Below are 13,540 nucleotides of genomic sequence, written 5' to 3' on the forward strand. Positions count from 1 at the left end.
AACATGAAACCATTAATTCAGGTGCAGGCCGTCAGCCAACGCTTCAACACCGCCAGCGGCGAGTTCCTGGCGCTGCAGAATGTCTCCTTCGATATCGTCGAAGGGGAGACCATTAGCCTGATCGGCCACTCGGGTTGCGGAAAATCGACCCTGCTAAACCTGATCGCCGGGATCACCACCCCTACCGAGGGCGGACTACTGTGTGATAACCGGGAAATCGCCGGTCCCGGGCCGGAGCGGGCGGTGGTTTTCCAGAACCACTCGCTGCTGCCGTGGCTGAGCTGTTTCGACAATGTGGCGCTGGCGGTGGATCAGGTGTTCCGTCGCACCATGAGCAAGAGTGAGCGCCGGGAGTGGATCGAACACAACCTGGCGCGCGTACAGATGGGTCATGCGCTGCACAAACGTCCCGGGGAGATCTCCGGCGGCATGAAGCAGCGGGTGGGTATCGCCCGGGCGCTGGCGATGAAGCCGAAAGTGTTGCTGCTTGATGAGCCCTTCGGCGCCCTGGATGCGCTGACCCGCGCCCACCTCCAGGACACGGTGATGCATATCCAGCAGGAGCTCAATACCACCATCGTCATGATCACCCACGACGTTGATGAAGCGGTGCTGCTCTCGGATCGGGTGCTGATGATGACCAACGGTCCGGCGGCGACGGTCGGCGAGATCCTCGCGGTCGATCTGCCGCGTCCGCGCCACCGCGTTCAGCTGGCGGACGACAGCCGGTATCACCATCTGCGCCAGCAGATCCTCCATTTCCTGTATGAAAAACAGCCGAAAGCGGCGTAAGGAGGCGGTCATGACGCGGCGACTGGTGGTGATCGGTAACGGCATGGCGGCCACCCGGCTGGTGCAGCGGCTGGTTGAGCGCGACCCCGCGCGGTTTGCCATTACCGTCGTCGGCGACGAGCCGCACCCGGCCTATAACCGCATTCAGCTCTCGCCGCTGCTGGCAGGTGAAAAAACGGCGGCGCAGATCCCGTTGCTGCCGGCGGAGTGGTATACCCGGCACGGGGTGTGCCTGCGGTCTGGCGAGGCGGTCGATGAAGTCGATATTCAGCAACGGCGGCTGCGCATCGCGGAAACCTGGCTGCCGTGGGATGAGCTGGTGTTCGCCACCGGTTCGCGGCCCTTTATCCCGCCGCTTCCGGGCATTGATCGTCCGCAGGTTATGCCCTTCCGCACCCTGGCGGACGTGGAACGTATTCTGGCGATACCCGGCCCGGCGGTGGTGATTGGCGGTGGGGTGCTGGGGGTGGAAGCGGCGGCGGCGCTGCGTCGTCACGGCGGAGAGGTCACTCTTCTGCATCGCGGCAGCGGATTAATGGCGCCGCTGACCGACGCTTTTGCCGCCGATGAGCTCAGGCAGCAGCTTGAAGCGCGCGGCATTCGCTGCGTGCTGGCGTGCAGCATCGCCGCCATCGACGCCGATGGCGTGCGGCTGGCGGACGGGCGGGTATTCCGCGCCGCCAGAGTGGTGCTGGCTACCGGCGTGCAGCCCGACAGCCGTCTGGCGGCGCAGTCCGGCGTGCTGTGCCAGCGGGGGATCGTGGTCGACCGTCAGATGGCCTCCTCGCTGCCGGGGATCAGCGCCATCGGCGAATGTTGCGAAATTGACGGCCAGACCTGGGGACTGGTGGCTCCCTGCCTGCGACAGGCCGAGGTGCTGGCGGATCGCCTGTGCGGCGCCCCCGGCGAGGGCTTTGTCTGGCAGGACGCCGGGACCCGCCTGAAGGTCACCGGCATTGAACTCTTTAGCGCTGGCGAGCAGCAGGCCGGCGAACAGGATGACATTTATACCAGCTGGGACCCCATCGACCGCCACTATCGCCGCCTGCTGCTGCGCGATGGCCGCCTGCGCGGCGTGCTGCTGATGGGCGACTGCACCGCCGCCGCCGCGCTTACCGCGCGCCTGGAAAGCGATGAGCCTGCCACCGTGGACTGGCTTTTTGACCCCTCTTCAACGCAGCCGCAGGCTGCAGGAATAATGACGATGACGAAACCTGTATTAGTGCTGGTGGGACATGGCATGGTCGGCCACCATTTTCTCGAACAATGCGTGAGCCGCAATCTGCATCAGCAATATCGAATCGTGGTGTTTGGCGAAGAGCGTTACCCCGCCTACGACCGGGTACATCTCTCCGAGTATTTTGCCGGACGCAGCGCCGAGTCGCTGTCGCTGGCGGCCGGGGATTTCTTTATTGAACATGGTATTGAACTCCGCCTCGGCGAGGCGGTGGCGACCATCGACCGCGACGCACGGCTGGTACGGGACGCCGAGGGGCATGAAATCCACTGGGATAAACTGGTGCTGGCGACCGGCTCGTATCCCTTTGTTCCGCCAATCCCCGGTAACGATCTCGCGGGGTGCTTTGTCTACCGCACTCTTGACGATCTCGACCGTATCGCCGCCCATGCCGCCGCGGCGAAGAGCGGGGTGGTTATCGGCGGCGGGCTGCTCGGGCTGGAGGCGGCCAACGCCCTGAAACAGCTGGGGCTGGAGACGCAGGTGGTGGAGTTTGCCCCGAACCTGATGGCCGTCCAGCTGGATAACGGCGGGGCGGCGATGCTCCGGGAGAAGATCGTCGCCCTCGGCGTGGGGGTGCATACCAGCAAAGCGACCACCGCCATCGTGCGCGAGGCCGACGGCCTGCGGCTGAACTTTGCCGACGGCGGCGCGTTGCGGACCGACATGGTGGTCTTCTCGGCGGGGATCCGCCCGCAGGACGCGCTGGCCCGCGGCTGCGCGCTGCAGGTGGGCGAACGCGGGGGAATTCACATCGACGACCAGTGCCGCACCTCTGACCCGAACGTGCTGGCGATAGGCGAATGCGCCCTGTGGGACAATAAAATTTACGGTCTGGTGGCGCCGGGCTATCAGATGGCGCGCATCGCCGCGGCCACTCTCGCAGGAGAGGACGCCTGCTTTAGCGGCGCCGATATGAGCACCAAACTGAAGCTGCTGGGGGTCGACGTGGCCTCGTTTGGCGATGCGCAGGGGCGCACGCCGGGCTGTCAGAGCTATCAATGGACCGACGGTCCGCAGCAGATTTACAAAAAAATCGTCGTCAGTCAGGACGGCAAAGCCCTGCTTGGCGGCGTGCTGGTGGGGGATGCCAGCGACTATGCCACGCTGCTGCAGATGATGCTGAACGGCATGGCGCTGCCGCCGCGTCCGGAGAGTCTGATCCTGCCCGCGCTGGAGGGAGCCGCGCCGAAGGCGCTCGGCGTCGCGGCGCTGCCGGACAGCGCGCCGATCTGCTCCTGCCATAACGTCAGCAAAGGCGATATCTGCCAGGCGGTTAACAATGGGGCGGGGGATATGTCGGCGATAAAAAGCTGCACCAGAGCGGCTACCGGCTGCGGCGGCTGCAGCGCGCTGGTGAAACAGGTGATGGAGTATCAGCTGGCGGAGCAGGGCGTCGAAGTGAAAAAAGACGTCTGCGAACATTTCCCGTGGTCGCGCCAGGAGATCTACCACCTGGTGCGGGTTAACCATATCCATACCTTCGAGCAGTTGATTAGCCGCTACGGCCAGGGGCACGGCTGCGATGTCTGCAAACCGCTGGTGGCCTCGGTGCTGGCCTCCTGCTGGAACGAGTACCTGCTGAAGCCGGCGCACCTGCCGCTGCAGGATACCAACGACCGCTATTTCGCCAATATCCAGAAGGACGGGAGCTATTCGGTGGTGCCGCGGATGGCGGCAGGGGAAGTGACGCCGGACGGACTGATCGCCATCGGGCAGATCGCCAAACGTTACCAGCTCTACAGCAAAGTGACCGGCGGCCAGCGCATCGACCTGTTTGGCGCGCGGCTGGAACAGCTGCCGGCTATCTGGCGCGAGCTGGCCGACGCCGGGTTTGAAACCGGCCACGCCTACGGCAAGTCGCTGCGCACGGTGAAATCCTGCGTCGGCTCAACCTGGTGTCGCTACGGCGTGCAGGACTCCACCGGGCTCGCGGTACGGCTCGAGCATCGCTACAAAGGGCTACGCGCCCCGCACAAAATCAAGATGGCGGTCTCCGGCTGCACCCGCGAATGCGCTGAAGCCCAGGGGAAAGATATCGGGGTGATTGCCACCGACAAAGGCTGGAATCTGTACGTCTGCGGCAACGGCGGGATGAAACCGCGTCACGCCGACCTGTTTGCCAGCGATCTCGACGAAGCGACGCTGATCCGCAGCATCGATCGTCTGCTGATGTTCTATATCCGTACCGCCGATCGCCTGCAGCGAACCAGCACCTGGATGGATAACCTGGAGGGCGGCGTCGCCTATCTGCGGCAGGTGGTGCTGGAGGATAGTCTTGGCATTGGCGAGGAGCTGGAGCAGGAGATGGCCCGGATCGTCGACAGCTACCAGTGCGAGTGGCAGACCACCCTCAACGATCCGCAGCGTCTGGCGCTGTTCCGCTCCTTCGTTAATAGCGACCAGCCCGACGAGGCTGTGCAGCGCCGCGATCTGCGCGGTCAGCCGCAGCCGCTGCTGACTGAGACGTTGCCCGAAGGCGAACTCCCATCCCGACCGTGGCAGGCGGTATGCGACCTTGACGCCATTCCGGCGCAGGCGGGGATCGGCGCCCGCTTAGGGGAGCGGCAGATTGCCCTGTTCCGCTTCGGCGAGCGGGTCTACGCCCTCGACAACCGCGAGCCGGGCAGCGCGGCCAACGTGCTGTCGCGTGGGCTGTTAGGGGACGTCGGCGGCGAGCCGGTGGTGATCTCCCCGCTGTACAAACAGCGGATACGCCTGCGCGACGGCTGGCCGTGCGACGGCGACGAACAGGCGGTACGCGCCTGGCCGGTGAAAGTAGAAAACGGCAAAGTGTGGGTGGGCAACCAGCAGCTGCTGGCCCGCGCGGAGGCCTCCTGATGAAGACCATCCGAACGACCTGCCCCTACTGCGGCGTAGGCTGCGGGGTGCTGGCGAGCGTGGACGACGCGGGGCAGGTGAGCGTGCGTGGCGACGATCAGCACCCGGCGAACCTCGGCCGTCTGTGCGTCAAAGGGGCCGCCTTAGGGGAGACCACGGGCCTGGCGGGGCGGCTGCTGACGCCGGAGGTCGACGGCCAGCAGGTAGCCTGGCCTCAGGCGCTGGCGGAAACCGCTGCGCGCCTGCGACAGATTATCGACCAGCACGGACCGCAAGCGGTGGCCTTTTACGCCTCCGGCCAGCTGTTAACCGAGGATTACTATGCCGCCAATAAGCTGATGAAAGGGTTTATCGGCGCGGCGAACATCGATACCAATTCACGGCTGTGCATGTCGTCAGCGGTCACTGGCTACAAGCGGGCCTTTGGCGCCGACGTGGTGCCCTGCAGCTACGATGATGTGGAAAACAGCGATCTGGTGGTGCTGGTCGGCTCGAACGCCGCCTGGGCGCATCCGGTGCTGTTCCAGCGGCTGGCGCAGGCGAAGCGGGATAATCCCCGATTGCGGATCGTGGCGATCGACCCCCGACGCACCGCTACCTGCGAGATCGCCGACCGCCATCTGGCGCTGGCCCCGGGAAGCGACGGCGGGTTGTTTGCGGGGCTGCTTAACGCCCTGGCTGAGGCAGGAGCCTGCGTCGATGGCTTTCGCGACGGCCCGCAGGCGCTGGCCGCCGCCCGCGGCTGGGACGTGGCGAGGGTGGCGGCCTTTTGCGGTCTGCCTGCCGATGAGGTGGCGGGATTCTATCGCGAGTTCATCGCCGCCCCGCGGGCGATCACCCTCTACACCATGGGAATCAATCAATCCGCCAGCGGCAGCGACAAATGTAACGCCATCATCAACGTCCATCTGGCCAGCGGGAAGTATGGCCGCCGCGGCTGCGGCCCCTTTTCGCTGACCGGTCAACCCAACGCCATGGGCGGCCGCGAAGTCGGCGGGCTGGCGACGATGCTGGCGGCGCACATGGATTTTGTGCCAGACGATCTGCAGCGGCTGGCCCGCTTCTGGGGGACGGAACGGCTGGCGCAGACCCCCGGGCTGACCGCCGTGGAGCTGTTTGCCGCCATTGGCCGCGGCGAGGTCAAAGCGGTCTGGATCATGGGTACCAACCCGGTGGTGTCGCTCCCTGACAGCCACGCGGTGAGCCAGGCGCTGGCCGCCTGTCCGCTGGTGATCGTCTCGGATGTCGCCGCCCAGACCGATACCGGACGTTTCGCCCACATCCGCTTTCCGGCGCTGGCCTGGGGCGAGAAGAATGGCACGGTCACCAACTCGGAGCGGCGGATCTCCCGTCAGCGCAGCTTTCTGCCGCCGCCGGGGGAGGCGAAAGCGGACTGGTGGATCATCGCCAGAGTGGGCCAGGCGCTGGGGTATCGCGAGGCGTTTGCCTGGCAGCATCCGCATGACGTCTTCCGCGAGCATGCGGCGCTGTCCGGTTTCGAAAACGACGGCCAGCGGGCGTTTGATATCGGCGCGCTGGCGGATCTCAGCCGTGAGGCGTGGGACGCCATGCCGCCGGTGCGCTGGCCGGTCAGCCGCAGCGAGGTCGCCTGGGATATCACGCGCGGCTGGCATGGCGATGGCAGGCTGCGGATGGTGCCGGTGACGCCTCAACCGACCCGGGCGACAACCGATGCCTTTTATCCGCTGATCCTCAACAGCGGGCGGATCCGCGATCAGTGGCACACCATGACCCGTACCGGCGCAGTGCCGCGGCTGATGCAGCATATCGCGGAGCCAATGGTGGAGGTGGCGCCGCAGGATGCCGTTCGCTATCAGCTTCCCGCTGACGGGCTGGCGCGGATCTGGTCGCGGCATGGGGTGATGGTGGCGAAAGTGGCGATCAGCGAAGGGCAGCGCCCCGGCTCGCTGTTTGTTCCGATGCACTGGAACAACCAGTTTGCCCGTCAGGGGCGGGTGAATAACCTGCTGGCCGCCGTCACGGACCCGTATTCCGGCCAGCCGGAAAGTAAACAGGCGGCGGTGGCGATCGCCGCCTGGCAACCGGCCTGGCACAGCGAGCTTTTTTGCCGCGAACCGCTACCATTTCCTGCGGCCTGGCATTGGCGGCGGCGGGCGACGCCAGGCGTGCTGCACTACTCGCTGGCCGGGGAGGCATCTGCCCGACAGTGGCTCAGCGCGTGGTGCGCCCGGCGCGGCTGGCAGTTACAGGTGGCTGACGGCGGCGCGGTGTGGAACCTGCTGGCCTGGCATCAGGGAAGGCTGATGCTCGGCTGGTGGAGCGATGCGCGCGAGCCGGCGGTGGATTGCGCATGGATAAGCGCTGCCTTTGCCGCGCCGCCGTCCGATGCTGTCCAACGACATGCCTTGCTTAGCGGCCGACCGGGCGCCGCCGTCGCGCCGCGGGGGCGGATCGTCTGCAGCTGCTTTGGGGTGGGGGAATGGTCAATTAACGAGGCCATCGCCAGCGGCTGCGCCAGCGTCGGGGCGCTGGGTGGGAAGCTGAAATGCGGGACCAACTGCGGCTCTTGCGTGCCGGAGCTCAACGCGCTGCTGGCGGCGCAACGAACCCGGGCATAACGGTGGCGCGCGGCGACGCCTCCGGTTGGGCGGCACCTTACCCAACCGGTTTCAGCTTATTCCTGGAATTGCCCACAGGGCTGCGGGAGCAGGGAAAAAACGATAAACTAACACTTCTATCCATTTTTGTGAGCTTGCGCAAACTCTGTTAATGCCTGTGTCGTTCCGTTTGTTGCCAACGTTGACCTTTCTCCTGCTGTTGCCGGGCGTTCCCGTCTGGGCGCTGACCGCCAGCGACACCACCCGCCCTGCGCAAGCGCAAGATCCGCTGCCCGATATGGGGATTGCTCCCCAGGTTGATGACGACGCCCGGCACTTTGCCGAAGTGGCGAAGAAGTTTGGCGAGGCCAGCATGAGCGACAATGGTCTGACGGCGGGTGAACAGGCGCAGCTGTTTGCCATCAGTAAAATCGGCAATGAAGTGAGTCATCAGCTGGAGAGTTGGCTCTCGCCGTGGGGCAACGCCAATGTCGACCTGCTGGTCGATAAAGAGGGGAAATTCACCGGCAGTAAAGGGAGCTGGTTCGTGCCGTTGCAGGATAACGACCGTTATCTGACGTGGAACCAGTACTCGGTGACCCGGCGCGAGCACGATCTGGTGGGCAACATCGGGCTTGGCCAGCGTTGGCGGGTCGGCGGTTGGCTGCTGGGCTATAACTCGTTTTACGATAAAGTGCTGAGCGAAAGCCTGGCGCGCGGCAGCGTTGGCGCCGAAGCGTGGGGAGAATATCTCCGCCTGTCGGCAAACTATTACCATCCGCTTGGCGACTGGCAGCTACGCGATAATCAGACTCAGGAGCAGCGGATGGCCGCAGGGTATGACGTCACCGCCCAGGCGCGGCTGCCGTTCTACCAGCACATCAACACCAGCGTCAGCGTCGAACAGTATTTCGGCGATAGCGTCGATCTGTTTCACTCCGGCACCGGCTACCATAATCCGGTGGCCGTCTCCGTTGGGCTCAATTACACCCCGGTCCCGCTGGTCACGGTGACCGCTAAGCATAAGCAGGGGGAAAATGGCGTCAGCCAGAACAATGTGGGCCTGAAGCTAAACTACCGCTTTGGCATACCCCTTAAGCAGCAGCTTGCGGCAGACGAGGTGGCGATCAGCAACTCGCTGCGCGGGAGCCGCTTCGATAGCCCGGAGCGGGATAATCTGCCGGTGGTGGAGTATCGTCAGCGCAAAAATCTGACGGTCTATCTGGCCACGCCGCCCTGGGATCTGCAGTCCGGGGAGACGGTGCAGTTGAAGCTGCAGATCCATAGTCTGCATGGCATCAAGGCGCTGCACTGGCAGGGAGACACCCAGGCCCTCAGCCTGACGCCGCCGGTAGATGCCAGCAGCCCCGATGGCTGGAGCATCATTATGCCGGTGTGGAACAGTGAACCGGGCGCCGCGAACCGCTGGCGCCTGTCGGTGGTGGTGGAGGATAAACAGGGGCAGCGCGTCTCCTCCAATGAAATCGCCCTGGCGCTGACCGAGCCGCTGGTCAAGTTTACCACGCCAGGCGTCTCCTGGACGGACTCGCCTTAGAAGATTCGCTCCTGGTGGACCCATACCGCCGCTTCCACGCGGGATTTGAGCTTCATTTTCTTCAGCATGTGCTTCACGTGTACTTTGACGGTGCTTTCGGTGATATCCAGGCGACGGGCGATCATTTTGTTCGGCAGTCCCTGGGCTATCAGCTTGAGAATGTCGCGCTCGCGCGGGGTCAGCTGGCTGATGTCGCGATCGGAGGTGGCGCGGTTGGCGCGCAGGCTGGCGGCCAGCACCGGCGTTAACGCTTCGCTTAATACCATCTCTCCGGCGGCCGCCTGCTGCAGCGCTTTCAGCAGATCTTCCGGTTCCATGTCCTTCAGCAAATAGCCATCGGCGCCGCGCTTCAGGGCGGTGACAACGTCCTCTTCATGGTTGGAGACGCTGAAGACCACTACCCGGCCAGAAAGGGATTTCTCACGCAGCTTATCCAGCGTCTCCAGACCGTTCATGCCCGGCATATTAAGGTCCAGCAGGATCAGGTCAGGATCCAGTGACTCGGCCAGCTCAATACCTTGCGCGCCATTGCTGGCCTCGCCAATCACCTGGATGTCCGGCGCCATGCTGATCAACTGTTTCACGCCGGTGCGCAGCATCGGATGGTCGTCAATGAGAAGGATAGTTGCCCGTTCCTGTTGACTCATGAGGGTCTCCTTATTGGATGGAAAACGTTTTTTCCGGGATAAACGTGACGATCACTTCGGTTCCACCGGTTTCCCGGCGTCGTACCTGACAGTCACCGCGCAAGCTCTGGGCGCGATCCCGCATAATAATTAAACCGTAATGGTTACTCCGTTCGGCGTGGTCCGGTACGCCTCGGCCGTTATCCGCTACCACCAGACGAACCTGATTATCGCGTTGTGACACCGTCACGGTCACTTCGGTCGCGCTGGCATGCTTCAGAGCGTTGCTCAACGCTTCGCGAGCGATCTGCAGCAGGTGGATCGCCTGATGCGAGGGCACAAAGCGCGGCGGGAGCTGGTAATCAAGCTGCACCGTAAAGCCGAAGTGGGCGCTGTACTCCTGACAGCTGGCCTCCAGCGCCGGGCGCAGCCCCGGCTCGGTCAACTGCAGGCGGAAGGTGGTTAACAGCTCCCGCAGCTGGGCCCACGAGGTATTCAGTTCGTTACGGATCTGCCCCAGCAGCTGGCGGCTCTCCGTCGGCAAGGCGTCGCCTTGCATCTGCAGACAGCTAACCTGCATCTTCATACAGGATAGCGACTGGGCGATGGAGTCGTGCAGCTCGCGGGCGATAGTGGCCCGTTCTTCCATGACGATCAGCTGCTGCTGCTTCTCCTGATGGCGGTCCAGCGCCAGGGTGCTGGTCAGCTGTTCCACCAGGGTATCCACCAGCTGCTGCTGATCGTGGCTGAGATGGCGGCCAACCGGCAGCGTCGCCAGCAGGATGCCGTACTGACTATGCGCATCCGACAGCCGCCACTTCAGCGTTGTTCCGCCATCCGGCAGCGGCGGCAGATTGCGTGGACAGAGGTAGCAGCCTTTATCATCACAGTCATCATCCGAGTGGCAGGTAAACTCCTGGTGATTATCTTCGTCTTCCAGGTCGTAAACCCGTACCTCTATATCGCGCAGCAGCGTCAGCCCCTGCAGGCCATTCAGTACCGGCGAAATACGTTCGCAGAGCGGGGCGCTGGAGTGCAGCCGGCGGTTGGCCTGCCATAAGAAAGCGAGGATCTCGTTCTTCTGCTCCAGTCCGGCAGTCTTCTCCTGCACCCGCCGCTCGAGCACGGCGTAGCTTTCCGCCAGCTCTTCCGACATGTTATTCAGCGCCATGCCCAGGGTCGCCATTTCGTTGCGGCCGCTGATGTGCGCCCGCTGGGTGAAATCACGCTGACTCACCGCGCGCGCCATGCTCAGCAGCTGTTTCCACGGCCGCAGCAGGCGGGCGCGTAGCCAGATGATAGTGAAGATCAGCAGCAGCGCCATACCAATGGCGAGGATGCGATGGATCCAGACCACCCGTTCGATACGCTGCTCGGTGGTGTGGTCGAATGCGGTGACCAACTGGTCGATACGATCGACAAAGTCGGCGACATCCTGGGCCACTTCCGCCTGATTGACTGCGCGCTGCATGCCGGGGGCCAGCGCCAGCTGCCAGTACTGCTGCAGGGCTTTAAGCTGGATTTCCTGGCCGTCGCGGCGGGCGGAATTTTGCAGCTCCGGGCTGAAGACGGTGGCGGTCATGTCCGCCACCAGTTTTTGATCGTTTTCATTCAGCGGGATCGCCGCCAGCAGCCGGTAGCTTTGCATACGCAATGAACCGGCCTTGTTAATGGCGTGCGCGCTGCCCTGCACGCCGTTCACCAGGCGCGCGGAGATCGCCATGCCGGCGACGCCAATAATCGTGGCGAGCAGCACGATTAACGCCAGTTGATTGACCAGCGTCAGCGGGGTAAAAAGACGTTTTAACATGGAATGCGTGGCTCCTGACCGGTCATGTCTCCGGGAGTGGCGCTTATTCTCGACTATCCCCTGGAGTATACCCATACCCCTAAAGAGTTACTCCTTAATTGTCGGTGGTAGGCGATGTTAGGGGGGGGATTATACGCAACCCGGCAGCAGCGTGAAAAACCACACTTTTTTCCCCACCATTCTCTACTCACTTGGAGGCATGGTTTATTTTTGCACAAATTAGCTCGCGCTTTTCCTTTGATTTATATCAACTTACCGCCCCGGGTAACCCCTAAGGTAGCGGCAGGAAATATGAATAATCAGAGGTATCTATGAGTCAATCTTCCCTCCCGGAGAAGGCTAACCGCTCGGTCATAACCGACTGGCGGCCTGAAGATCCTGAATTCTGGCAACAGCGCGGCCATCGTGTGGCAAGCCGCAATTTATGGATCTCCGTTCCCTGTCTGTTACTGGCGTTCTGCGTTTGGATGTTGTTCAGCGCGGTTGCCGTTAACCTCAACAAAGTAGGCTTTCAGTTTACAACCGATCAGCTGTTTATGCTGACCGCGCTGCCGGCGCTGTCAGGCGCCTTATTACGCGTGCCTTACGCCTTTATGGTGCCGCTGTTCGGCGGCCGTCGCTGGACGGCGTTCAGCACCGGGATCATGATTGTGCCGTGCGTCTGGCTGGGCTTCGCGGTCCAGGATACCTCTACGCCGTTTAGCATCTTCGTGATTATCTCTCTGCTGTGCGGCTTCGCCGGAGCCAACTTTGCCTCCAGTATGGCCAACATCAGCTTCTTCTTCCCGAAAGCGAAGCAGGGCGGGGCGCTCGGCGTTAACGGCGGCCTCGGCAATATGGGCGTCAGCGTGATGCAGCTGGTCGCGCCGCTGGTGGTCTCGATCTCTATCTTTGCCGTTTTTGGCGGTAACGGTAGCGAGCAACCGGACGGCTCGATGCTGTATCTGGAAAACGCCGCGTGGATCTGGGTACCTTTCCTGATTATTTTCACTCTGGCGGCGTGGTTCTTTATGAACGACCTGTCGGCTTCGAAAGCGTCGCTGAGCGAGCAGTTGCCGGTACTTAAGCGCCTGCATCTGTGGATTATGGCGCTGCTCTATCTCGCGACCTTCGGCTCCTTTATCGGCTTTTCCGCCGGGTTCGCGATGCTGTCAAAAACTCAGTTCCCGGATGTGCAGATCCTGCATTACGCCTTCTTCGGCCCGTTCATTGGCGCGCTGGCGCGTTCGATGGGCGGGGCGATCTCCGACCGCCTCGGTGGGACCCGCGTAACGCTGGTCAACTTTGTGGTGATGGCTGTCTTCTGCGCGCTGCTGTTCCTGACCCTGCCGACCAACGGCCAGGGCGGTAACTTTATCGCCTTCTTCGCGGTGTTTATGGTGCTGTTCCTGACCGCCGGGCTGGGGAGCGCCTCCACCTTCCAGATGATCTCCGTGATCTTCCGTAAGCTGACTATGGACCGCGTGAAGGCCCAGGGCGGCAGCGAAGCGCAGGCGATGCGCGAGGCGGCGACCGATACCGCGGCGGCGCTGGGCTTTATCTCCGCCATTGGCGCTATCGGCGGCTTCTTTATTCCGAAAGCGTTCGGTATCTCGCTGGATCTGACCGGCTCGCCGGCCGGGGCGATGAAAGTGTTCCTCGTGTTCTATATTGCCTGCGTGGTGATCACCTGGGCGGTATACGGTCGTAAGCGTCAGTAATCGGCCGCGGTAACGTTGGCGTATAAAAAGGCGCGCTCCCCACGGAGGCGCCTTTTTTAACCGCTTAATTAGTTACAACATACTATGGGATAATATTGTCCGCATCGACCGCTGAGCCAGAACAGGTGGGCTTGCCAGTGAAATGGCTCTACCCCTTAATACCTCCGTTGTTAACAAATCCCGGTGAGGCGCCGCTTTTTGAGGTGAAAATCATTAAAAAACAACAATTTAAAAAATAACATCTTATACCACCTTGGTGGTAATCGAGGTTTTGCTGCGCAGTAACAAGCCAGTTCGGATTGATCGCTATCAATTCTCGCCCTCTTTCATAGCGTTACCTTCGCTGCAAATCCAGCAATGTCGATTTATCAGAGAGCCGTCAGGCTCCATATCAGGAGAA

Annotated in this window: 8 protein-coding genes; 6 read left to right on the plus strand and 2 right to left on the minus strand. The window is 62.6% G+C overall.

Annotated features, from left to right (window positions below):
* Nucleotides 1–3 precede the first annotated feature (3 nt).
* From KHQ23_RS18145 to KHQ23_RS18160, 4 genes are all read left to right on the plus strand, one after another.
* Nucleotides 4–792, plus strand: coding sequence for an ABC transporter ATP-binding protein (locus tag KHQ23_RS18145; RefSeq protein ID WP_004145418.1), 789 nt, complete (start codon nt 4–6; stop codon nt 790–792).
* A gap of 10 nt (nt 793–802) precedes the next feature.
* The gene (nirB, locus tag KHQ23_RS18150) at nt 803–4,870 is read left to right on the plus strand and encodes a nitrite reductase large subunit NirB (protein ID WP_077254779.1); all 4,068 of its coding nucleotides are present in this window, start codon (nt 803–805) and stop codon (nt 4,868–4,870) included.
* Complete coding sequence (locus tag KHQ23_RS18155; RefSeq protein WP_032434753.1) at nt 4,870–7,470, plus strand: nitrate reductase; 2,601 nt, start codon at nt 4,870–4,872, stop codon at nt 7,468–7,470. Before nirB ends, KHQ23_RS18155 begins: the two co-directional genes overlap by 1 nt.
* Nucleotides 7,471–7,621: 151 nt before the next feature.
* Nucleotides 7,622–9,004, plus strand: a complete 1,383-nt coding sequence (locus tag KHQ23_RS18160; protein WP_032434752.1) for a YchO/YchP family invasin — start codon at nt 7,622–7,624, stop codon at nt 9,002–9,004.
* Here KHQ23_RS18160 and narL read toward each other — a convergent pair.
* On the minus strand, nt 9,001–9,651 hold the full coding sequence (gene narL / locus KHQ23_RS18165; RefSeq protein ID WP_002910198.1) for a two-component system response regulator NarL: 651 nt from the start codon (nt 9,649–9,651) through the stop codon (nt 9,001–9,003). The two genes, KHQ23_RS18160 and narL, sit on opposite strands and share 4 nt — an antisense overlap.
* A 10-nt stretch (nt 9,652–9,661) precedes the next feature.
* Entirely contained in the window at nt 9,662–11,440 is a 1,779-nt protein-coding gene (narX, locus tag KHQ23_RS18170; protein WP_004175566.1) for a nitrate/nitrite two-component system sensor histidine kinase NarX, read from the minus strand.
* 311 nt (nt 11,441–11,751) lie between these two features.
* Here narX and KHQ23_RS18175 point away from each other — a divergent pair, with 311 nt between their 5' ends.
* Complete coding sequence (locus tag KHQ23_RS18175) at nt 11,752–13,140, plus strand: NarK family nitrate/nitrite MFS transporter (protein WP_004175568.1); 1,389 nt, start codon at nt 11,752–11,754, stop codon at nt 13,138–13,140.
* A 125-nt stretch (nt 13,141–13,265) separates the two neighbouring features.
* Nucleotides 13,266–13,379, plus strand: a complete 114-nt coding sequence (locus KHQ23_RS18180) for a hypothetical protein (RefSeq protein ID WP_032435297.1) — start codon at nt 13,266–13,268, stop codon at nt 13,377–13,379.
* The last annotated feature ends 161 nt before the right edge of the window (nt 13,380–13,540 follow it).

This window comes from Klebsiella sp. 64, from assembly GCF_018223915.1.
GTDB classification, from domain to species: Bacteria; Pseudomonadota; Gammaproteobacteria; order Enterobacterales; family Enterobacteriaceae; genus Klebsiella; species Klebsiella pneumoniae.

Coding starts and splice junctions, on each gene's coding strand:
- KHQ23_RS18145 (WP_004145418.1), top strand. CDS start 4: ATGAAACCATTAATTCAGGTGCAGGCCGTCAGCCAACGCTTCAACACC.
- nirB (WP_077254779.1), top strand. CDS start 803: ATGACGCGGCGACTGGTGGTGATCGGTAACGGCATGGCGGCCACCCGG.
- KHQ23_RS18155 (WP_032434753.1), top strand. CDS start 4,870: ATGAAGACCATCCGAACGACCTGCCCCTACTGCGGCGTAGGCTGCGGG.
- KHQ23_RS18160 (WP_032434752.1), top strand. CDS start 7,622: ATGCCTGTGTCGTTCCGTTTGTTGCCAACGTTGACCTTTCTCCTGCTG.
- narL (WP_002910198.1), bottom strand. CDS start 9,651: ATGAGTCAACAGGAACGGGCAACTATCCTTCTCATTGACGACCATCCG.
- narX (WP_004175566.1), bottom strand. CDS start 11,440: ATGTTAAAACGTCTTTTTACCCCGCTGACGCTGGTCAATCAACTGGCG.
- KHQ23_RS18175 (WP_004175568.1), top strand. CDS start 11,752: ATGAGTCAATCTTCCCTCCCGGAGAAGGCTAACCGCTCGGTCATAACC.